The organism is Pseudomonas lactis (genome assembly GCF_001439845.1).
In the GTDB taxonomy this organism is placed as follows: Bacteria; Pseudomonadota; Gammaproteobacteria; order Pseudomonadales; family Pseudomonadaceae; genus Aquipseudomonas; species Aquipseudomonas lactis.
Window position 1 is genome coordinate 359,108 of record NZ_JYLO01000007.1, and the last position, 20,071, is coordinate 379,178.

Consider the following 20,071-nt stretch of genomic DNA (forward strand, 5'->3'; position numbering starts at 1 on the left):
AAAGGTTCAGTCGTGATGAACCTTGGCGCGCTTGAGCAGCTTTTTGCAGCGCTCGGATAAATGCAGCACCCGCAGGTGCTTGCCGGCCTTGGTGTAGCGCTCGCGCAGGGTCATCAGCGCGGCAATTGCCGAATAGTCGACAAAGCTCAGGTGACGGCAATCCAGCGTGACCTGGGCCGGGTCGTTGGCTGGGTCGAACTGATTCAAAAACGGCGTGGTCGAGGCGAAGAACAACGTGCCGTGCAGCCGATAGAGCTTGCTGCCATCGGCCTCCAGATGTTCATCAGCGTACAGTTCCCGCGCCTGCTGCCAGGCGAAGTTCAGCGCGGCGATGACGATACCGCACAGCACGGCGGTGGCCAGGTCGGTGAACACGGTGATGATCGTCACCGCCATAATCACCAGCACATCATTGAGCGGCACCTTGTTGATCACCCGCAACGACGCCCAGGCGAAGGTCTGTTGCGACACCACGAACATCACGCCCACCAACGCCGCCAGCGGAATCCGCTCGATCAGTGGCGACAGAAACAGAATGAACAACAGAATCATCACCCCGGCAAACACCCCGGAGAAACGCCCACGCCCGCCGGAGCTGAGGTTGATCACGGTTTGCCCGATCATCGCGCAACCGCCCATGCCGCCGAACAGGCCCGAGACCATATTCGCCGCGCCCAGGGCCACGCTTTCGCGGTCAGGATAACCACGGGTCTCGGTGATTTCGTCGGTGAGGTTGAGGGTCAGCAGGGTTTCCAACAGGCCGACCATCGCCATCAAAAACGCGTAGGGCGCGATGATGCCAAGGGTTTCCAGGGTCCAGGGGATCTGCGGCAGCGCGAAGGTCGGCAAGCCACCGGCAATGTGCGCCATATCCCCCAATGTACGGGTCGGCAAACCAAGCAGGTACACCGCCAGGCCCACCCCCAGAATCGCCACCAGCGCGGGCGGCACGGCACGGGTCAGGCGGGGCAACAGGTACACAATGGCCATGGTCGCCGCCACCAGCCCGGCCATCACGTACAGCGGCGTGCCGCTGAGCCAGGTTTCACCGCTCTTGAAATGCTCCAGTTGCGCCAGCGCAATGATGATCGCCAGGCCGTTGACGAAGCCGAGCATCACCGAATGCGGCACCATGCGCACCAGCTTGCCCAGGCGCAGCAGGCCGAAAGCGACCATGATCAACCCGCCGAGCAACACCGTCGCCAGCAAATACTCCACGCCGTGCTGCACCACCAACGCGACGATCACCACTGCCATCGAACCTGCCGCACCGGACACCATACCGGGACGGCCGCCGAACAATGCGGTGAGGGTGCAAATGATGAAGGCGCCGTAGAGGCCCATCAGCGGGTTGAGATGGGCCACCAGCGCAAAGGCGATGCATTCGGGCAGCAAGGCGAAAGACGTGGTGAGGCCGGCCAGGGCGTCGGCGCGCAGACGGGTGAGGTTCATGGAGTACCAGGGAATTGCGGGGGATAAGGCGGGGAATGGTACGGAATTGCGGCGGGTGGGGCTAGTGAAGTGTCTGGTCCGATGCACCGAGTCGCCCCTTTCGCAGGCAAGCCAGCTCCCACATTTGACAGGGTTCACACCTGAACAATGTGGGAGCTGGCTTGCCTGCGAAGGCCGCACCGCGGTGCTAAGCGAACATCACACCATCTCGTCGCGAATCCACTCCACCACCGAAGTGCGCTTAGGTGCCCACCCCAACAATTCACGGGCCTGCTTGCCACGCACTCGGCTATTGGAGCCCAACCCGTAGTTGGCCATTTCATAGCCCCACTCGGCCTCAGCCTCGGCCAATGGCCAATCCTGTGGCTTGCCCAGGTTTAGGGCTTGGGCAATCGCCGTGGTCATGTCGATGAACGCCGCTTCGCTGCTTTCCACAAAATAGAAAGTGCCCGGTACGTTCTTGGTCAACGCCAGCAGATACAAGGCCACCACGTCTTCAATATGCACGTTGGACCAAATGTTCTGCCCAGGGCCCACATGGCGCACCACCCCGCTTTTGCGTGCCTGCTTGAGCAAGCGCGGCAATTGCACGCTGTCACGCTTCACGCCCAGGCTGTGGCCGTAGATCAGGGTGTTGCAGATCACCGCCGAATTCACGCCGTCGTTGGCGGCCGCGAGGATCAGGTTGTCGATGGCCACACGGGCGGCCTTGTCGACGGTCGGCTCAGGCAGGTTGTCTTCGAAGTAGATGACATCGCTGGCCTTACCGCCCGACGCATCCCCTACGATGCTCGAACCGCTGGTATGCAGGAACGGCTTGTTCGAACCTTTCAAAGCGGCCAGCAAGGTTTGCACGGCGCCGCGATGGTCGCTGCTGGCGGCGTTGATCACCGCATCAGCCTTCTGCGCCTGCTCGGTCAACACCGTTGCGTCGTCGAGGGTGCCAATCACGGGCGTGATGCCCAGGGCGGTCATTTCGGTGGCTTGTTCAGCGCTGCGCACCAGGCCGGTGACGTGATGGCCGGCGTTGACCAGGCCGGTAGCGATGGAACCGCCGATAAACCCTGCGGCGCCGGTAACGAATACATTCATGGAGGTTGCTCCTGACTGGGTAAGTAATGCGCCCAGTATCCAACCCACACCGCTGTCGAATAAGCCCGTGCGGCCCAATTCACTCTTGCGCTCAGATCACGAATCAGCTCGCATACCGCGCCAGCTTGGCCTGAATGAAGTCCAGGAAGCACTGGATGCGCAACGCCAATTGCGAGTTGCGGTAGAACACGGCGTGGATCGGCTGGCGATAGCCACTGTTGAACGCCTCCAGCAAGGGCACCAGGCGTCCGGCGTCGAGGTCTTGGGCCGTCATGAAATTGGACAGGCACGCAATGCCCTGCCCTTCCAGCGCTAATTGCCGCAAGGTTTCACCACTGGACGCGCTGACGCCGGGCTGGATCAGCCAGCGGTCACCTTCGCCATGGCGCAGCGGCCAGTGGTTGAGGGTTTCGGTGTGGGTGAAGCCCAGCAAGGTGTGATCAGCCAACTCGGCAACGGTCGTCGGCGTGCCAAACTGCTTGAGGTAGCCGGGGCTGGCCAGGATATGCAGCGGCGTGCTGCCCAAAAAGCGCGCATGCAGGGTCGAGTCGGCCAGGGCGCCGATGCGAATGGCGATGTCGGTGCTTTGCTCCAGCAGGTCGATGATCAAATCATCGCTGTTGAGCTCCAGCTGGATATCCGGGTAGAGGCTGCGAAACTCGGCGATGTACGGCACGATCCCATGCAGCATGAACGGCACGGCGGCGTTGATACGCAGGCGCCCGGCCGGTTTTTTCTGGCGCGAGGACAGGCGCTCTTCCAGCTCGTCCATCTGCGCCAGGATCACCTTGGCCTGTTCGAAGAAGTACTTGCCCTCTTCGGTCAGGTCCATGCGCCGCGTGGTGCGGTTGATCAAGGTGGTGTCGAGCTTGGCTTCCAGGCGCGACAACGTGCGGCTGACCGCCGATGGCGTTTGCCCGACTTTTTCGGCGGCGGCGGAAATCGAGCCGCACTCGATCACGCTGACAAAAATCTGTAGCTCATCAGATCGGGCTTTCACGGGCAGTCCTTCATTAAACGGCTGACAAATGCCCGGTCATTATTAACCAGCCAGCAACAAATGGCCTCCCAACAACGCCATGCCGGTGAAAAATCCACGTTTGAACCACAAGGCACTGATGCGCCGACGCACCACTTGGCCCAGCCACATCCCTAGCAAGGCCGGCAACAGCGCCAACACAGATGCACCGACTTCAGCACCGCCCAACGCACCACGCCAAGCCAGCCCGGCGGCCAGCGCCAGTGTCGACACGGTGAATGACAGCCCCAGCGCCTGCACCAACTGATCACGGCTCAAGCCCAGGGCTTGCAGATACGGTACCGCAGGGATCACGAAGACACCGGTGGCCGAGGTGATGATGCCGGTGACCACACCGCACAAAGGCCCCAGCCAGCGCTCGGTGCGGGGTGCGACCCTGAAGGTCGGCAGGAATAACCCGCTCAAGGCATACACCAGTAACGCCGCGCCCAAGGCGCGTACCACCCAAGGCCCGCTGCCCATGCCCAGCCACAAGGTGCCCAGCCCGGTGCCGAGAAAAATCAGCAACAGCATCGGCCACAGGCGTTTGAGCAAGGCACCCAAGTGGCCGCCACAGGTGAGTTGCCAGAGGTTGGTCACCGTCGAAGGAATGATCAGCAATGCCGCAGCCTGCGCGGGCAACATAGCCAGGCCAAGCATGCCCATGGCCACGGTGGGCAGGCCCAGGCCGATGACGCCCTTGACCGTACCGGCCAGTAGGAAGGTAGTGATGACCAACGCGGTCAGGGCGGGGCCGAGGTTTTGGTAGAACGCGAGGAAGGTATTCATGGCTGCATTCTGGTGCTTTTCGATAGCTTGTGAAATTCGCCATATACTGAGGCAGCCTCTTGTTTTGTGTGAGGCTGATACCGCTATCGCAGGCAAGCCAGCTCCCACATTTGAATGTATTCACAGTTCAAAATGTGGGAGCTGGCTTGCCTGCGATGAGGCCCGCCCAGTCACCGGAAACCTGCAGCCATGCACTTTGACCTGATCGACCTGCGCCTCTACCTGCACATCTTGGACACCGGCAATATCACCGCCGGCGCGGCCCGCAGCCACCTGTCCCTGGCTGCCGCCAGTGCACGCATCCGGGCAATGGAATCTTCACTGGGTATTGCGTTTCTCGAGCGCGGCCGCCGTGGCGTCATCCCGACACCTGCGGGCAAAGCCCTGGCCCGGCATGCTCGCCTGCTGTTGCAACAGGCCGACCACCTGCAACAGGACTTGGCCGAATACGCCAATGGCGTCAAAGGCCAGGTACGCCTGCTGTGCAACACCACCGCCCTCAGCGAATACCTGCCGGAACTGCTCGCGCAGTTTTTGCGCGAACACCCCAACCTCGATATCGACCTGCAAGAGCTGCCCAGCCTGCGCATCACCCACGCGTTGCGCCAGGGCACGGCCGACCTGGGGATTATTTCCGATGCAGTGGACACCCACGGCTTGCAGACCCTGGCGTTTCGCGACGACCCGCTGGTGCTGATCATGCCCCTGGACCACCCGTTGACCAGCGCGAGTTTTATCGACAGCTTGCAATACGACTACGTGGGCCTGGGGGCCAACAGCGCGTTGGCGGTATACCTGGAAGAACAGGCATTGCATGCAGGCTTTCGCTTGCAGACGCGCATTCGCGCCGACGGTTTTGATGGGTTGATTCGCATGGTCGCCGGCGGCGCGGGCCTGGGCATCGTGCCTCAGGCCGCCTTGGACCGCTGGCCGTCAGAACGCCGTTTCAAGGCCCACCTCCTGCAAGAGGAGTGGGCCTGCCGCACGTTGCTGTTATGCGCACGCTCGTTCGAGCACCTGCCGAGTTATGCCAGGGCTTTGTTCGAGGCCTTGGCCCTGCCCTTGCGGAAGAACCCGTAATACACAGCCGACAGAATCAGCAGGAACGGCACGCCAAACACCAGTGTCATCTTGAAGGCGTCGGTGAAATAGGTGGTGATCATCACCGCCCCCATCAGCACCAACCCCAGCAACGTGCTGTAGGGAAACAGGCGCAACTGGAACGACAACTTCGCCCCGCCATGACGCTTGCGATAGCGGCGGAAAAACAGGTGCGTGAGGAAGATCATGAACCAGGTGAAGATCGCGCCAAACATCGAGATCGCCATCATCAGGGTGAACGAGCTTTCCGGGTACACCACATTCAGCAAGGTCGCCAGGGCAATGCCCGAGCTGGAAAGCAACAAGGCGTTCAGCGGGATACCGTTCTTGCTCAACGCGCCCATGGACTTGGGTGCAAAACCTGCGCGCGACAGGCTGAACATCATGCGCGTGGTGATATAGAGCTGGCTGTTCATGGCCGACAGCGCCGCGATCAGGATCACGAAATTCATCACTCCAGTGGCGCCGGGAATGCCGATGGTCTGCATCACCGTGACAAACGGGCTCTGGGCCTGGCCGGCCTGGTTCCAGGGCACGATCGCGAGCATCAGTGCCAGGGTCAGCAGGTAGAACACCACCAACCGCACGATGGTAGCGCGAAAGGCTTTCTTCACTGCCTGCTCCGGGTCGGCGGCTTCACCGGCGGCCACGGCGATCATCTCGACGCTGAGGTAGCTGAAGATCGACACGATCACCGCGATCCACATGCCACTCAAGCCATGGGGGAAAAAGCCGTCGTGGGCCGTGTAGTTCTGCACGCCGTAGTCAGGGTTGCCGGAGCCGAACACCACATACACTGCCAGGATGATGAAACCGACAATGGCGCTGATCTTGATCGTCGAGAACCAGTATTCGAAGTTGCCGAAGGTCTTCACGCTGATCGCATTGAGCACAATCAGCACACTGGAGAACGACACGATCCACACCCACTCCGGCACGTTGGCGAACCAGTACTTCATGTACATCGCCACCGCCGTCACCTCGGCGCCCGCCGCCAGCACAATCGCCGCCCAATAGGCATACCGCACCAGGAACCCAGCCAATGGGCTGATGTAGAACTCGGCATACGCGCCAAAGGAGCCTGAGGTGGAGTGGGCCACCGTCATCTCCGCCAGGCAGCCCATCAGCAGCAAGGTGATCAACGCGCCGATGGCGTAGCTCACCAGCACGCTCGGCCCGGCATAGCCGATGGCGTAGGCACTGCCCATGAACAGCCCGGTACCGATGGCGCCACCGATGGCGATCATGCTCATCTGGCCGGAAGTGAGCTGGCGCCTCAGGCCCAGTTCACGGTGGGTAATCTCTGCAAAGCCGTTGTCTGGCGTGGTCACTGGTGTGCCCCTTTATTATTGTGATGGTGGCTGACGCTGAACCTGTGGGAGCTGGCTTGCCTGCGATAACGGTAGTGAATGCACCGACGCTATCGCAGGCAAGCCAGCTCCCACATTTGGTCTGTATTGCTCTTAAGTGACGCTGTTGCGCACTTTGAATTGCGCCTGGTCCCACGTGCGCTTGTCGAGTATTTCTCCGAGGATTTCCACGGCGTCCCATACCTCGGTGAAGCTTGTGTACAAAGGCGTGAAGCCAAAACGCATGATCCGCGGTTCACGGTAATCGCCGATCACGCCTCGGGCGATCAAGGCCTGGATCACGGCGTAACCTTCAGGGTGTTCAAAGCTGACGTGGCTGCCGCGCCGGGCGTGCTCACGCGGGGTGATCAGCTCCAGGCCGTGGGCGGCACAGCGGCTTTCGACCAAGGCAATGAACAGGTCAGTCAAGGCCAGGGATTTAGTCCGCAGGCGGGCCATATCGGTCTGGGCAAAAATCTCCAGGCCACATTCCACCATGGCCAGTGAGGTAATCGGCTGCGTACCGCACAGGTAGCGAGCGATGCCGGCGCTGGGGGCGTAGGTGGACTCCATGGCGAACTGCCGGGTATGCCCGAACCACCCGGACAACGGCTGGCGCACCACATCCACCAACGCCGGGTTGACCCACACAAACGCCTGGGAGCCCGGGCCGCCGTTGAGGTATTTGTAGGTGCAGCCAATCGCATAATCCGCATTGGCCTGGTGCAGGTCGACAGGCACCGCGCCCGCCGAATGCGCCAGGTCCCAGATGCTCAGCGCGCCGCACTCGTGGCTCAGTGCGGTCAGCGCCGCCATGTCGTACATGTAGCCGGTCTTGTAGTTGACGTGGGTGAGCATCACCACCGCCACGTCTGCATCGATGGCCTGGGGCAGTTCGGCCGGGCTGTTCACCAGGCGCAGGGAATAGCCTTGTTGCAGCAGTTCGGCCAAGCCTTCGGCGATGTACAAATCGGTGGGAAAGTTGCTCGCTTCACTGACGATGACCTTACGCGCCGGCGTACGTTGGCGCTGCACACTCAAGGCGGCGCTGAGCACTTTGAACAGGTTGATGGAGGTGGTATCGGTGATCACCACCTCGCCGTCACGCGCACCGATCAATGGCGCCAGGCGATTGCCCAGGCGCTGGGACAAATCCGCCCAGCCGGCGCTGTTCCAGCTGCGAATCAGGCCATTGCCCCACTCTTCGGCGATCACCTGTTGTGCCCGCTCCAGCGCCGCCACCGGGCGCGCGCCGAGGGAGTTGCCATCGAGGTAGATCACCCCCTCGGGCAAGGCGAATTGGGCGCGCAGGGAGGCCAACGGGTCCTGGGCGTCGAGGGCTTGGCAATGGCTTCGAGTGGTCATGGGTCGTCCTGGTTTTTATAAGTGAGGATGGACCAAATAATGAACGAACTTTTAGAGAATTTTCGTGCAAAGTGGTGGGTAAAGGGCTATTTAAGCTGTAGGAAATTCGAATTTAACCTCCAAATACGCGGATATCTTCCAAGCATGATTCTCGACGCCACCGACCTGCGCCTCCTGCATTTCCTGCAACAGGATGGCCGCATCAGCAACCAGGAATTGGCGGAAAAAGTCGCGCTGTCGCCGTCCGCATGCCTGCGCCGTTTGCGCCTGCTGGAGAGCGAGGGAATCATCAGCGGCTACCGTGCGGTATTGAATGCCGAGCAGTTGGGGATCGAGCTGGAAGCCATCGTGCACCTGTCGTTGCGCCAGGATGTGGAGGACTGGCATGAGACGTTCATCAAGAAGGTGCAAGGCTGGCCAGAGGTGGCGAGCGCCTATGTGATCACCGGCGCCAGCAACTATGTGTTGCGGGTGCAGGCGCGCAACCTCAAGCACTTTTCGGATTTCATTGTGAACCACCTGAACCGCACGGCGGGAGTGATGGATATCCGTTCGGAGATTGTGCTGCAGAAGATCAAGGACCGGGATGAGGTGTTGGACCTGGTCCTGCGCAAATAACACAAACACCCCAAAACCAATGTGGGAGCTGGCTTGCCTGCGATAGCGGTGGTGAATGTTCCACCGCTATCGCAGGCAAGCCAGCTCCCACAGTTGACCGAGTTGATCAGTCTTCCAGAGCACGCACTCGTTGCATGCGCTGCTGCTCTATTGGCGCATCCGCCACCTGCAACTCAAAGTCAAAATCAATCTGCGCAAAGCGCCCCTGCACGCCAAACTCCCGAGCCAACTGCGGATCGTCGCTGAAGCGAATCTCGGCAATCAGTTCATCCCGGGTGGCATAGGCAAAGTCATCATGCAGGTACGGGTCATCCGACAGGTTGATCTGCGTGGTCAGGTGCCGGTGCCCAGGCGCCGAGATGAAGAAGTGGATATGCGCCGGCCGTTGCCCGTGGCGCCCCAACTGGTCGAGCAACTGTTGCGTCGGCCCGCTCGGTGGGCAGCCGTAGCCTGAAGGCACGATGCTGCGAAAACGGTAGTTGCCCTGGGCGTCGGTCTCGATGCGCCGGCGCAGGTTGAACTCAGACTGCGTCGGGTCGAACCACGAATAAGTGCCGCCCGTATTGGCCTGCCACACATCGACAATCGCCCCTGCCAACGGCTTGCCATCGGTATCGCGCACTTGCCCGCGCATGAACAACGGCACCGCGTCGTCCTGGCCATCATCCAGCCGCGCCTCGTACTTGGACAGCGGCGCACCGGCCACATACAACGGGCCTTCGATGGTACGCGGCGTGCCGCCAGACTTGCCGGCCTCCTCGTCGGCGGCATCCATCAAAAGGTCCAGGTAATGCTCCAGGCCCAAGCCGGCGGCGAGCAGGCCGGCCTCCTGGTTTTTGCCCAGCTCATTGAGGTAGTTGACCGCCTTCCAGAATTCTTCCGGGGTCACTTCCAGGTCTTCGATGATGTTCACGGTGTCGCGCAGGATCCGATAAATCAGCGCCTTGGTGCGTGGGTTGCCCGCGTCATTGAGGTTACCGCTGACTTCTTCGAGAAACTGTTGGGCGTGGGCAGTCTGGGACAGACGGATGGACATGGTGCATTCCTCATCTTGTAGTTATAGGTGCAAGCCGTCTCAGCGGTCGTCCGCATGGATCGACGACGGATGGCGGCACAGCGCATTCACTTCGATGGCCATGTAGGGGAACAACGGCAATTGCATCAGCAGGTCGTGCAGGTCCTGCACGCTATCGACATCGAACACGCTGTAGTTGGCGTAGTGCCCGGCGATGCGCCACAGGTGGCGCCATTTACCCTCCTCTTGCAGGCGTTGCGCCAAGGCTTTTTCCTCGGCCTTGAGGCTGGCAGCGCGCTCGGGGTGCATGTCGAGGGGCAGGTTCACGGTCATTTTTACGTGGAACAACATGGCAAGGGCCTCTTAGTGTTTGTCACGGCGAAAGAACGCCAGGCGCTCTTCATCGAGCGTCAGGCCCAGGCCCGGCGCAGTGGACACATGCAGCTGGAAATCGCGGTACACCGGTGGCTCAGTGAGGATGTCTTCGGTGAGCAACAGCGGACCGAACAATTCAGTGCCCCACGCCAGTCTGTCCAGCGTGAGGAAGGCATGGGCCGAGGCCAGGGTGCCAATGCCACCTTCAAGCATAGTGCCGCCGTACAGGCCGATGCCGGCCGCTTCGGCAATCGTTGCCGTGCGCAATACGGCGCGAAGGCCGCCGTTCTTGGCGATCTTGAGGGCGAACACCGTGGCCGCGCCTTCACGCGCCAGGTTGAAGGCGTCTTCGACACATTCGATGGACTCATCGGCCATGATCGGCACCGGGCTCGACAGGTTGAGCCGGGCCATGCCACCACGGTTATTACGTGAGATCGGTTGTTCGATCAGGTCGATACCGTGCTCGCCCAGCACCTTGCACGCCCGCAGGGCCACGGCTTCATCCCAGGCCTGGTTGACGTCGACGCGTACGCTGGCGCGCTCGCCCAGGGCTTTTTTGATCGCGATCACATGGGCCAGGTCGCGGTCGACCTCGCCCGCGCCGATCTTCAATTTGAAGAGGCGGTGACGGCGCAGGTCGAGCATCTTCTCGGCCTCGTTGATGTCCTGTTCGGTATTACCGCTGGCCAGGGTCCAGGCCACTGGCAACGCATCACGCACACGCCCGCCAAGCAGCTCGCTGACCGGCAGCCCGAGGCGTTTGCCGAGGGCGTCGAGCAAGGCGCTTTCGATACCGGACTTGGCAAAAGTGTTGCCGCGAATACTGCGCTCCAGGCGCAACATGGCGGCATTGACGTTACTCGCGTCCTGGCCGATCAGCAGCGGTGCGAAGTGGCGGTCGATGTTGACCTTGATGCTGTCGGGGCTCTCGTTGCCGTAGCTCAGGCCGCCGATGGTGGTGGCTTCACCGATGCCTTCGATGCCGTCGCTGCAACGCAGGCGAATGATGACGAGGGTCTGGTTTTGCATCGTGTGCATCGCCAGCTTGTGCGGGCGAATGGTGGGCAGATCGACGATGACAGTTTCAATCGACTCGATGGCGCAAATCGGCATGGCAATACCCGTTGGGTTCTTTATAGATTTGCGCCGATTCTGTGCCGCATTTTTTATGGCTTCCAATATAGAATTGGTCTCAAGCAATACCCTCAAGGTATAAAAGGAGTCGATATGGAACTGCGTCACCTGCGCTACTTCCAGGTGTTGGGCGAGACCCTCAACTTCACCCGCGCCGCCGAACGCTTGCATATCGCCCAGCCGCCGTTGAGCCGGCAGATCCAGCAACTGGAGGATGAACTCGGGGTGATGCTGCTGGAACGCAGCCGGCCCTTGCGCCTGACCGAGGCCGGACGGTTTTTCTATGAACATGCCAATGTGCTGCTCGAACAACTGGGCAAGGTCTGCGACAACACCCGACGCATCGGCCAAGGCGAGAAAACCTGGCTGGGCATTGGCTTTGCACCGTCGACCTTGTACGGCGTGCTGCCGGAATTGATTCGACGCCTGCGCACTCACGAGGCCCTGGAGCTGGAGTTGGGCTTGTCGGAGATGACCACCTTGCAGCAGGTCGAAGCGCTCAAGGCTGGCCGCATTGACGTGGGCTTCGGGCGCATTCGCATCGACGACCCGGCCATCGTCCAGCGCGTACTGGTGGAGGATCGTCTGGTGGCCGTGCTGCCCAGCGGTCACCCGTTGCTGGGCGCCCCGGCCACCCTCGCCCAGTTGGCCGGCGAACCCTTTGTGCTCTACCCCGGCAACCCGCGCCCCAGTTATGCCGACCATGTGATCGCACTGTTCGACGCCCATGGCTTGAGCGTGAAGGTGGCGCAGTGGACCAACGAATTGCAGACCGCTATCGGCCTGGTGGGTGCAGGCATGGGGGTGACGCTGGTGCCGGCGTCGGTGCAGGTGCTGCATCGGGCGGATATTGGCTATACGCCGGTGGTGGAGGCGACGGCGAGCTCGCCGATCATCCTCAGCCGGCGGGTGAATGACCAGTCGCCGGGGCTGACTCATTGCCTGCAACTGGTTGAAGAGTTGATCTGAGATCCTCCAGGCACCCCATACTCCATGTGGGAGCTGGCTTGCCTGCGATGGCGGCGGATCAGTTGGCATCGTGTTGATCGGCCGGCCGCTATCGCAGGCAAGCCAGCTCCCACAGATTGTTTTTCATCCAGTTCAAGTAATGCGCAGGCGCTTGCGCTGCAATGTCTGGCTGGGCGACTCATCGAACAGCTTGCGGTACTCCGCCGAAAACCGCCCCAAATGCGTAAACCCCCAACCCAGGGCGATTTCAGAGATGGTGCGGATCGAGCCCTGCTCCAGAATTTCTTGGCGCACCGCCCCCAACCGATGCTTCTTCAAATACGCCATGGGCGACAGTGCGAAGTACTTGCGAAACGCATCGAACAGTTTGAAACGCGACACGCCCGCCGCCGCTTCCAGGTCTTCCAGGTGCAGCGCTTCACGGGCGTTGTCGTGGATAAATTGCCGGGCGCGAATCAGGTAGTGCGGCAGTTTCACCCCCAGCACGTCGCGCAGTTCTTCAGAGTAGTTATTTGGTTGGGCCAGGATCAGGCCCTTGATCAGCGAGCTTTCCAGGTCGCGAGTAAACGCCGCCTGTTCGTACAGTTCGCTGCTGCATTCCAGTTCGGCGATGAAGTAACGCGCCATGCGCCACCACGAAGCCGGGGCGCCGTCCACCGCATCCATCACCGACTCAAAGCGCAGCGGCGCATCGATGGGCCGTTGCAGCAAACCTTCCAGCGACTCGCTCATCGCCGCACGGGTGATCACCACCTGCAACTTGCGGCAGTCACCGGAAATCGCCAGCACCTGATGCTCATTGGGTGAAATGATCACGCCCTGGTCGCGGTTGGAGCTGAGGCGCTCACCGTTCTTGCTCAGCTCCTGCTCGCCCACCAACGGCAGGCTCAAGCTGTAGCTGCTGAAGTGCTCGGCGTCTTCGATATCGATGGTCACGTCAGTGCCGTACTCGATCACGCCCAGGGTGGTGGCGCGGGATTTGAACACGTTGGCGCTGTGGTGAAAGCGCAGGCGCTCGGGCGTTGCCGTCGCCAGGCGATGGGGCCCGCAGATGCCGGACATCCAGCTGCGCGCGCCTTCCAGGTCGAAGCGTTGAATATGAATATCGCGTGTCTGACTAGTCATCAGGGTGCACCCACGGCGGTTAGGCGTTTGCGCGCTCTGACGGCGCGTCGTTGAACCTCGACAGCAAGTTCCAGGCCACGCCAGCACAGTTCTCACTGGGTGGATAGCAACAGTCGACTATGTGGATAAACCCCAGGGTTTTGCGACCATCGCCCGCCATCACAGTAGCGCATGCCGTCACCGGCGCGCACCGTCATGGGTATTTGCTGCCCAACTTTGCGGCCTACGTTCCCCCATTAAGCGGATAGCCCGCCACCGCATTGCAGCCGCTTAATGGCTCACCGTTTAGCCATGATCAAAAGGTGCCTCCCATGAGTGGTGCAAGAACCGTCGAGCAATGGAAATCCTTTATCGAAAGCTGCCTGGACTTTCGCCCGGCGGATGAAGTGTTCCGCATCGCCCGCGACATGTTCACCGAGCCCGAGTTGTTTGACCTGGAGATGGAGCTGATCTTCGAGAAGAACTGGATCTATGCCTGCCACGAAAGCGAACTGGCCAATAACCACGACTTCGTGACGATGCGCGCCGGGCGCCAGCCGATGATCATCACCCGTGACGGCGAAGGCCGACTCAACGCGTTGATCAACGCCTGCCAGCATCGCGGTACCACCCTCACCCGCGTGGGCAAGGGTAACCAGTCCACCTTCACCTGCCCGTTCCACGCCTGGTGCTACAAGAGCGATGGCCGACTGGTAAAGGTCAAGGCGCCGGGGGAATACCCGGAAGGTTTCGACAAGGCCACCCGCGGCCTGAAAAAAGCGCGCATCGAAAGCTACAGGGGCTTTGTGTTTATCAGCCTGGACGTGAACGGCACCAACAGCCTGGAGGACTTCCTGGGCGATGCCAAAGTGTTCTTCGACATGATGGTGGCGCAATCGGCCACCGGTGAGCTGGAAGTGCTGCCGGGCAAGTCCGCCTACACCTACGACGGCAACTGGAAGCTGCAAAACGAAAACGGCCTGGACGGTTATCACGTCAGCACCGTGCACTACAACTACGTGGCCACCGTGCAGCATCGCCAGCAGGTCAACACCGAAAACGGCGCAGGTTCCAGCACCACGCTGGACTACAGCAAGCTCGGCGCGGGCGACGCAAATACCGACGACGGCTGGTTCGCCTTCAACAACGGCCACAGCGTGTTGTTTAGCGACATGCCCAACCCCAGCGTGCGCTCCGGCTACGCCACCATCATGCCGCGCCTGGTAGAAGAACACGGCCAGCAGAAGGCCGAGTGGATGATGCACCGCCTGCGCAACCTGAACATCTACCCCAGCCTGTTCTTCCTCGACCAGATCAGTTCGCAGTTGCGCATCATCCGCCCGGTGGCCTGGAACAAGACCGAGATCATCAGCCAGTGCCTGGGGGTTAAGGGTGAGTCCGACGCCGATCGCGAAAACCGGATTCGTCAGTTCGAAGACTTCTTCAACGTTTCCGGCATGGGCACGCCCGATGACCTGGTGGAGTTTCGCGAGGCCCAGCGCGGCTTCCAGGGCCGCCTGGAACGCTGGAGCGACATCTCACGGGGTAGCCATCGCTGGGAGACCGGGCCGACGCCCAACAGCGAGGCCATCGGCATCCAACCGGCGATGACCGGTACCGAATTCACCCATGAAGGCCTGTACGTCAACCAGCATCGCAACTGGCAGCAGTTCCTGCTCAAGGGTTTGGACCAGCGAGCCCTGGCACTGCGGGAGGTGAAGTGATGAATGCGCAATTGCAGTACCAGATCGAGCAATTCTTCTACCGCAAATCCGAGCTGTGCGACGCCCAGGACTGGGACGCCTACGTGGAGTTATTTGACCCACAGAGTGAATTCCACCTGCCGCAATGGGATTCCGAACACGTCTACACCCAAGACCCCAAGCGCGAGATGTCGTTGATCTACTACGCCAACCGTTCGGGCCTGGAAGACCGCGTGTTCCGCCTGCGCACCGGCAAAGCCGCCTCCGCCGCGCCGATGCCGCGCACCTTGCATCTGATCAATAACGTACGCATAGCCGAGCAGGCCGACGGCACGTTGGAGGTGCGTTTGAACTGGCACACGTTGTTTTATCGCCTGGCCACCTCCGAGCAGTTCTATGGGCATGCCACTTACCGCCTCAAGCCTGCGGGCGACGGCTGGTTGATCATGCGCAAGCACGCCTTGTTGCTCAACGACACCATCAACTCGGTGCTGGATTTCTATCACCTGTAACGGTGGTGCACTGCCCTGTAGGAGCGAGCTTGCTCGCGAAAAACGTAAGTACGCCGCGTTGATTCAGGATGTCCCGCGTCATCGTTGACGTTCTTCGCGAGCAAGCTCGCTCCTACAAGGGGTTCATACCTATTCACGGAGTTATGTGAATGAATCACAAAGTGGCCTTCAGCTTCGCCGATGGCAAGACCCTGTTCTTCCCGGTGGGCGCCCATGAAATCCTGTTGGACGCGGCCCTGCGCAACGGCATCAAGATCCCACTCGATTGCCGCGAAGGCGTGTGCGGCACCTGCCAGGGGCGTTGCGAGTCCGGCGAGTACACCCAGGACTACGTCGACGAGGAAGCCCTCTCCAGCCTCGACCTGCAACAACGCAAGATGCTCAGTTGCCAGACCCGGGTGAAGTCCGACGCCACCTTCTATTTCGACTTCGATTCAAGCCTGTGCAACACCCCAGGCCCCGTGCAGGTGCGCGGCACGGTGAGCGCGGTGCAGCAGGTCTCGACCAGCACCGCCATTTTGCAGGTGCAACTGGACCAGCCTCTGGATTTTTTGCCGGGCCAATACGCGCGTCTGTCAGTGCCCGGCACCGATAGCTGGCGCTCCTACTCCTTCGCCAACCGGCCGGGCAGTCAATTGCAGTTCCTGGTACGCCTGCTGCCCGATGGAATAATGAGCAACTACCTGCGTGAACGCTGCCAGGTGGGTGATGAAATGCTGATGGAGGCGCCCTTGGGTGCGTTCTATCTGCGGCATGTCACCCAACCGTTGGTACTGGTGGCGGGCGGCACCGGGTTGTCGGCGTTGTTGGGCATGCTCGATGAGCTGGCCGTCACGGGCTGCACACAACCTGTGCACCTGTACTACGGCGTGCGCGGCGCTGAGGATTTATGTGAAGCGGCGCGTATCCACGCCTACGCGGCGAAAATCCCGAACTTTCGCTACACCGAAGTGCTGAGCGACGCCTCAACCGACTGGACGGGCAAACGCGGCTACCTCACCGAGCATTTCGACCTGGCCGAATTGCGGGACAGATCGGCGGATATGTACGTGTGCGGCCCTCCTCCAATGGTCGAATCCATCCAACAATGGCTGGCGGATCAGGCACTTGATGGCGTCCAGCTGTATTACGAAAAGTTTACCCAGAGTAATATCTGACCCTCAGCAGTTCTGAGGGGCCGATGCGGCGTGCAATCACCCTTGAGAAAAACAAGTAGAAGGGAATGTTAATGGCGGATGACATGGTTAACCCGGTGGGCCTCAAGCGAGGCCTGAAGAACCGGCACATTCAGCTGATCGCCTTGGGAGGGGCGATTGGTACAGGCTTGTTCCTCGGCTCGGCCGGGGTACTCAAGTCGGCGGGGCCGTCGATGATCCTGGGGTATGCGGTGGCCGGGTTTATCGCGTTCCTGATCATGCGCCAGCTCGGCGAGATGATCGTCGAAGAGCCGGTGGCCGGGTCCTTCAGCCACTTCGCACACAAATACTGGGGTGGTTACGCAGGCTTCCTGGCGGGCTGGAACTATTGGGTGCTCTACGTGCTGGTGGGCATGGCCGAGTTGACGGCGGTGGGCAAGTACATCCAGTTCTGGTGGCCGGAAATTCCAACCTGGGTCAGCGCACTGGTGTTCTTTGTCGCGGTGAATCTGATCAACACCCTGAACGTGAAGTTCTTCGGGGAAGCCGAATTCTGGTTTGCGATCATCAAGGTGGTGGCGATTGTCGGCATGATCGTGCTCGGCTGCTACCTGCTGTTCAGCGGCACCGGCGGCCCGCAAGCCTCGGTCAGCAACCTGTGGAGCCACGGTGGGTTCTTCCCCAATGGCGGCATGGGGCTGTTGATGTCGATGGCCTTCATCATGTTCTCGTTCGGTGGCCTGGAGCTGGTCGGCATCACTGCCGCCGAGGCCAGCGAGCCACGCAAGGTGATCCCCAAAGCGATCAACCAGGTGGTGTACCGCATCCTGATCTTCTACGTCGGTGCACTCACCGTACTGTTGTCGCTGTACCCGTGGGATCAACTGCTGCAAACCCTCGGCGCGTCAGGCGATGCCTACAGCGGCAGCCCGTTTGTGCAGATCTTCTCGCTGATCGGCAACGACACCGCCGCCCACATCCTCAACTTCGTGGTGCTGACCGCGGCGTTGTCGGTGTACAACAGCGGCGTGTATTGCAACAGCCGCATGCTGTTCGGCCTGGCCGAACAAGGTGATGCGCCCAAGGCGCTGATGAAGCTCAACAAACAAGGCGTGCCGCTGCGGGCGCTGGCGATTTCGGCGCTGGTGACCATGCTGTGCGTGGTGGTCAACTACGTGGCGCCGCACAGTGCGCTGGAGTTGCTGTTCGCGCTGGTGGTTGCGTCGCTGATGATCAACTGGGCGCTGATCAGCCTGACCCACATCAAGTTCCGCAAGGCCATGGGCGAGCAAGGCGTGACGCCGTCGTTCAAGACCTTCTGGTTCCCGTTCAGCAACTACCTGTGCCTGGCGTTCATGGTGATGATCATCGGCGTGATGCTGGCGATTCCGGGGATTCGCGAGTCGGTGTACGCGATGCCGGTGTGGGTGGGGATTATCTATATCGCCTACCGGTTTAGGATCAGAAACGGGAAGGTTGCCGTAACCCAGTGACCCCTGTGGGAGCGGGCTTGCTCGCGAATGCGGAGTGTCAGCTACACATCCGTTGACTGAACTACCGCATTCGCGAGCAAGCCCGCTCCCACATTTTGGATTGCGTTCCAAATGAAAGCCCCGGTAATCCGGGGCTTTTTGTTTAAAGCGTGGAGCGTACGCGCCAGAGTTCGGGGAACAACACCGTATCGAGCATCTTGCGCAGATAACCCACGCCTTCCGTACCGCCCGTGCCCGGCTGGAAGCCGATGATGCGCTCCACCGTGGTGACATGCCGGAAGCGCCACTGGCGGAACGAATCTTCCAGGTCGATAAACTTCTCGGCCAACTGATACAAATCCCAGTAACGGCTCGGGTCGCGATACACCTCGCGCCAGGCTGCTTCCACAGAGTCATCATGCACAGTGGCCGCCGTCGGGTCGCGCTCGGCGCGCTTGGGATCAATCGCCAGCCCCGCCTTGACCATCAGGTTCACCGCTTCGTCATACAGCGACGGCGTGGCAATCGCCACCTGCAATTGCTGCAGCAATTCCGGGCGATGGGCATGGGGCCGCAGCAGCGCCGGGCTTTTGTTGCCGAGGATGAATTCGATCTCGCGGTACTGAAACGACTGGAACCCCGACGACTGCCCCAGGAACGGGCGAATTGCCTTGTATTCCGAGGGTGTCATGGTGGCCAGTACCGCCCAGGCGTGCACCAGTTGATCAAAGATGCGCGACACCCGCGCCAGCATCTTGAATGCCGGCGGCAGCTCACCCAGGCGCACATGTTCGCGGGCGGCCTTGAGTTCGTGGAGCATCAGCTTCATCCACAGCTCCGAGGTCTGGTGCTGGATGATGAAGAGCATTTCGTTGTGGTCCGGCGACAGCGGATGCTGGGCACTGAGGACTTTGCCCAGGTCCAGATAGTCGCCATAGCTCATGGACTCGGAGAAATTCAATTCGGCGTTATGCCATTCTTCCGGGGGTTGGTTATCGGCAGGCTTATAGTCTGGTGAGAAAGGACATTGGCTCATCGCGTGGGCTCCTTGAGCGGGCGGAGAATGGCGCGCACAGGGCTCGCGTCCAGGTTGGCGAAGCGCAGCGGCAGCGCGATCAATTCATAGTCGCCCTCCGGTACGTCATCGAGCACGATGCCTTCGAGGATCGCCATACCATGACGAGCCACGGCGTTGTGGGAATCCATGGTCTTGGACTGTTGCGGGTCCAGAGACGGCGTATCGATACCGATCAGGCGCACCCCCAGGCTGGCCAGCAGCTCAATGGTTTGGGGCGCGATGGCGGTGAAATTCGAATCCCATTCGGTGAGCGGCACTTGTGGATAAGTGCGCAGCAGCACGCGCTCGGGCACGTTATCCACACGCCCTTGCAACTGATGGGGCTCGACCAACGCGCCGCTGCCCAGGCAATGCAACACGCGGCAAGGGCCCATGTACACGTCCAGCGACACCTCGCCAATCGGCGCACCGTCTGCGCTGTAATGCAGCGGCGCATCCACATGGGCGCCGGTGTGCGGCGACAGCGTCACGCGCCCCACATTCACCGGGCACTCCGGGCCGAACTGCCACACACGCTCTTCCTGAAACGGCGTATCGCCCGGCCAGGTCGGGGTGGACGTGCTCAAGGGCGGGCTGATATCCCACCACGTTTTTATTGGGTTCATTGCAAGGCTCTCACGGGGTACTGAGGTGAATGATACGAGGGCCAGCTCTGAATTTTCTTGCGAATTCTGGCGCGACACGGGAAATCTTTCGCAGTTACTGCGAGGAATTGATTTATTCACGCTTAAAAAATTCATTTGATGCCCACCTGTGGGAGCGGGCTTGCTCGCGAAGGCGGTGTGT

19 protein-coding genes are annotated in these 20,071 nt (G+C 60.8%); 7 read left to right on the forward strand and 12 right to left on the reverse strand.

All coding sequences use genetic code 11. The features are described from left to right. Nucleotides 1-6: 6 nt before the first annotated feature. From TX24_RS14225 to TX24_RS14240, 4 genes are all read right to left on the reverse strand, one after another. Nucleotides 7-1,452, reverse strand: coding sequence for a SulP family inorganic anion transporter (locus tag TX24_RS14225; protein WP_034128761.1), 1,446 nt, complete (start codon nucleotides 1,450-1,452; stop codon nucleotides 7-9). A gap of 198 nt (nucleotides 1,453-1,650) precedes the next feature. Continuing rightward, complete coding sequence (locus TX24_RS14230) at nucleotides 1,651-2,544, reverse strand: NAD-dependent epimerase/dehydratase family protein (protein WP_057710548.1); 894 nt, start codon at nucleotides 2,542-2,544, stop codon at nucleotides 1,651-1,653. Between the two features lie 103 nt (nucleotides 2,545-2,647). Next, on the reverse strand, nucleotides 2,648-3,544 hold the full coding sequence (locus tag TX24_RS14235) for a LysR family transcriptional regulator (RefSeq protein ID WP_003194098.1): 897 nt from the start codon (nucleotides 3,542-3,544) through the stop codon (nucleotides 2,648-2,650). Between the two features lie 42 nt (nucleotides 3,545-3,586). Next, nucleotides 3,587-4,351 (reverse strand): sulfite exporter TauE/SafE family protein, encoded by a 765-nt coding sequence (locus tag TX24_RS14240; protein WP_003194099.1) that lies wholly within the window; start codon nucleotides 4,349-4,351, stop codon nucleotides 3,587-3,589. Between the two features lie 189 nt (nucleotides 4,352-4,540). Between TX24_RS14240 and TX24_RS14245 the strand changes: the two genes are divergently transcribed. After that, on the forward strand, nucleotides 4,541-5,431 hold the full coding sequence (locus tag TX24_RS14245; RefSeq protein WP_057710549.1) for a LysR substrate-binding domain-containing protein: 891 nt from the start codon (nucleotides 4,541-4,543) through the stop codon (nucleotides 5,429-5,431). Here the strand turns inward: TX24_RS14245 and TX24_RS14250 are convergent. Next, nucleotides 5,377-6,783 (reverse strand): amino acid permease, encoded by a 1,407-nt coding sequence (locus tag TX24_RS14250; protein WP_057710550.1) that lies wholly within the window; start codon nucleotides 6,781-6,783, stop codon nucleotides 5,377-5,379. The two genes, TX24_RS14245 and TX24_RS14250, sit on opposite strands and share 55 nt — an antisense overlap. Nucleotides 6,784-6,915: 132 nt before the next feature. Further along, on the reverse strand, nucleotides 6,916-8,166 hold the full coding sequence (kynU, locus tag TX24_RS14255) for a kynureninase (RefSeq protein WP_003194102.1): 1,251 nt from the start codon (nucleotides 8,164-8,166) through the stop codon (nucleotides 6,916-6,918). A 144-nt stretch (nucleotides 8,167-8,310) separates the two neighbouring features. Here kynU and TX24_RS14260 point away from each other — a divergent pair, with 144 nt between their 5' ends. Next, nucleotides 8,311-8,784: an Lrp/AsnC family transcriptional regulator gene (locus tag TX24_RS14260; protein WP_003194103.1), complete on the forward strand. Its 474-nt coding sequence runs from the start codon at nucleotides 8,311-8,313 to the stop codon at nucleotides 8,782-8,784. Nucleotides 8,785-8,890: 106 nt separating this feature from the next. Here the strand turns inward: TX24_RS14260 and catA are convergent, their stop codons facing one another. Genes catA through TX24_RS14275 form a run of 3 tightly spaced genes read right to left on the reverse strand, consistent with a single transcriptional unit; the run spans nucleotide 8,891 to nucleotide 11,290 of the window. After that, complete coding sequence (catA, locus tag TX24_RS14265; RefSeq protein ID WP_057710551.1) at nucleotides 8,891-9,820, reverse strand: catechol 1,2-dioxygenase; 930 nt, start codon at nucleotides 9,818-9,820, stop codon at nucleotides 8,891-8,893. Between the two features lie 39 nt (nucleotides 9,821-9,859). Beyond that, nucleotides 9,860-10,150: a muconolactone Delta-isomerase gene (catC, locus tag TX24_RS14270; RefSeq protein ID WP_003194105.1), complete on the reverse strand. Its 291-nt coding sequence runs from the start codon at nucleotides 10,148-10,150 to the stop codon at nucleotides 9,860-9,862. 12 nt (nucleotides 10,151-10,162) lie between these two features. Further along, the gene (locus TX24_RS14275; protein ID WP_057710552.1) at nucleotides 10,163-11,290 is read right to left on the reverse strand and encodes a muconate cycloisomerase family protein; all 1,128 of its coding nucleotides are present in this window, start codon (nucleotides 11,288-11,290) and stop codon (nucleotides 10,163-10,165) included. Between the two features lie 114 nt (nucleotides 11,291-11,404). On the opposite strand from TX24_RS14275, the gene TX24_RS14280 reads away from it, so the two are divergent. Next, nucleotides 11,405-12,280, forward strand: coding sequence for a LysR family transcriptional regulator (locus TX24_RS14280; RefSeq protein WP_003194107.1), 876 nt, complete (start codon nucleotides 11,405-11,407; stop codon nucleotides 12,278-12,280). 132 nt (nucleotides 12,281-12,412) lie between these two features. Here TX24_RS14280 and TX24_RS14285 read toward each other — a convergent pair whose 3' ends face one another. After that, entirely contained in the window at nucleotides 12,413-13,405 is a 993-nt protein-coding gene (locus TX24_RS14285; protein WP_057710553.1) for an AraC family transcriptional regulator, read from the reverse strand. Nucleotides 13,406-13,716: 311 nt separating this feature from the next. On the opposite strand from TX24_RS14285, the gene antA reads away from it, so the two are divergent. From antA to TX24_RS14305, 4 genes are all read left to right on the forward strand, one after another. Then, entirely contained in the window at nucleotides 13,717-15,108 is a 1,392-nt protein-coding gene (gene antA, locus TX24_RS14290; protein ID WP_047711775.1) for an anthranilate 1,2-dioxygenase large subunit, read from the forward strand. After that, a complete protein-coding gene (antB, locus tag TX24_RS14295; RefSeq protein WP_057710554.1) occupies nucleotides 15,108-15,599 on the forward strand; it encodes an anthranilate 1,2-dioxygenase small subunit in 492 nt (163 codons plus the stop codon). The genes antA and antB overlap by 1 nt, the downstream gene beginning before the upstream one ends. 149 nt (nucleotides 15,600-15,748) lie before the next feature. Next, nucleotides 15,749-16,756: an anthranilate 1,2-dioxygenase electron transfer component AntC gene (antC, locus tag TX24_RS14300; RefSeq protein ID WP_057710555.1), complete on the forward strand. Its 1,008-nt coding sequence runs from the start codon at nucleotides 15,749-15,751 to the stop codon at nucleotides 16,754-16,756. Nucleotides 16,757-16,827: 71 nt separating this feature from the next. Next, complete coding sequence (locus TX24_RS14305; protein ID WP_005791366.1) at nucleotides 16,828-18,228, forward strand: amino acid permease; 1,401 nt, start codon at nucleotides 16,828-16,830, stop codon at nucleotides 18,226-18,228. A gap of 142 nt (nucleotides 18,229-18,370) precedes the next feature. On the opposite strand, the gene kynA is transcribed toward TX24_RS14305, so the two are convergent. Further along, a complete protein-coding gene (kynA, locus tag TX24_RS14310) occupies nucleotides 18,371-19,243 on the reverse strand; it encodes a tryptophan 2,3-dioxygenase (protein WP_044274392.1) in 873 nt (290 codons plus the stop codon). Then, nucleotides 19,240-19,890: an arylformamidase gene (gene kynB, locus TX24_RS14315; protein ID WP_047711778.1), complete on the reverse strand. Its 651-nt coding sequence runs from the start codon at nucleotides 19,888-19,890 to the stop codon at nucleotides 19,240-19,242. Before kynB ends, kynA begins: the two co-directional genes overlap by 4 nt. Between the last annotated feature and the right edge of the window lie 181 nt (nucleotides 19,891-20,071).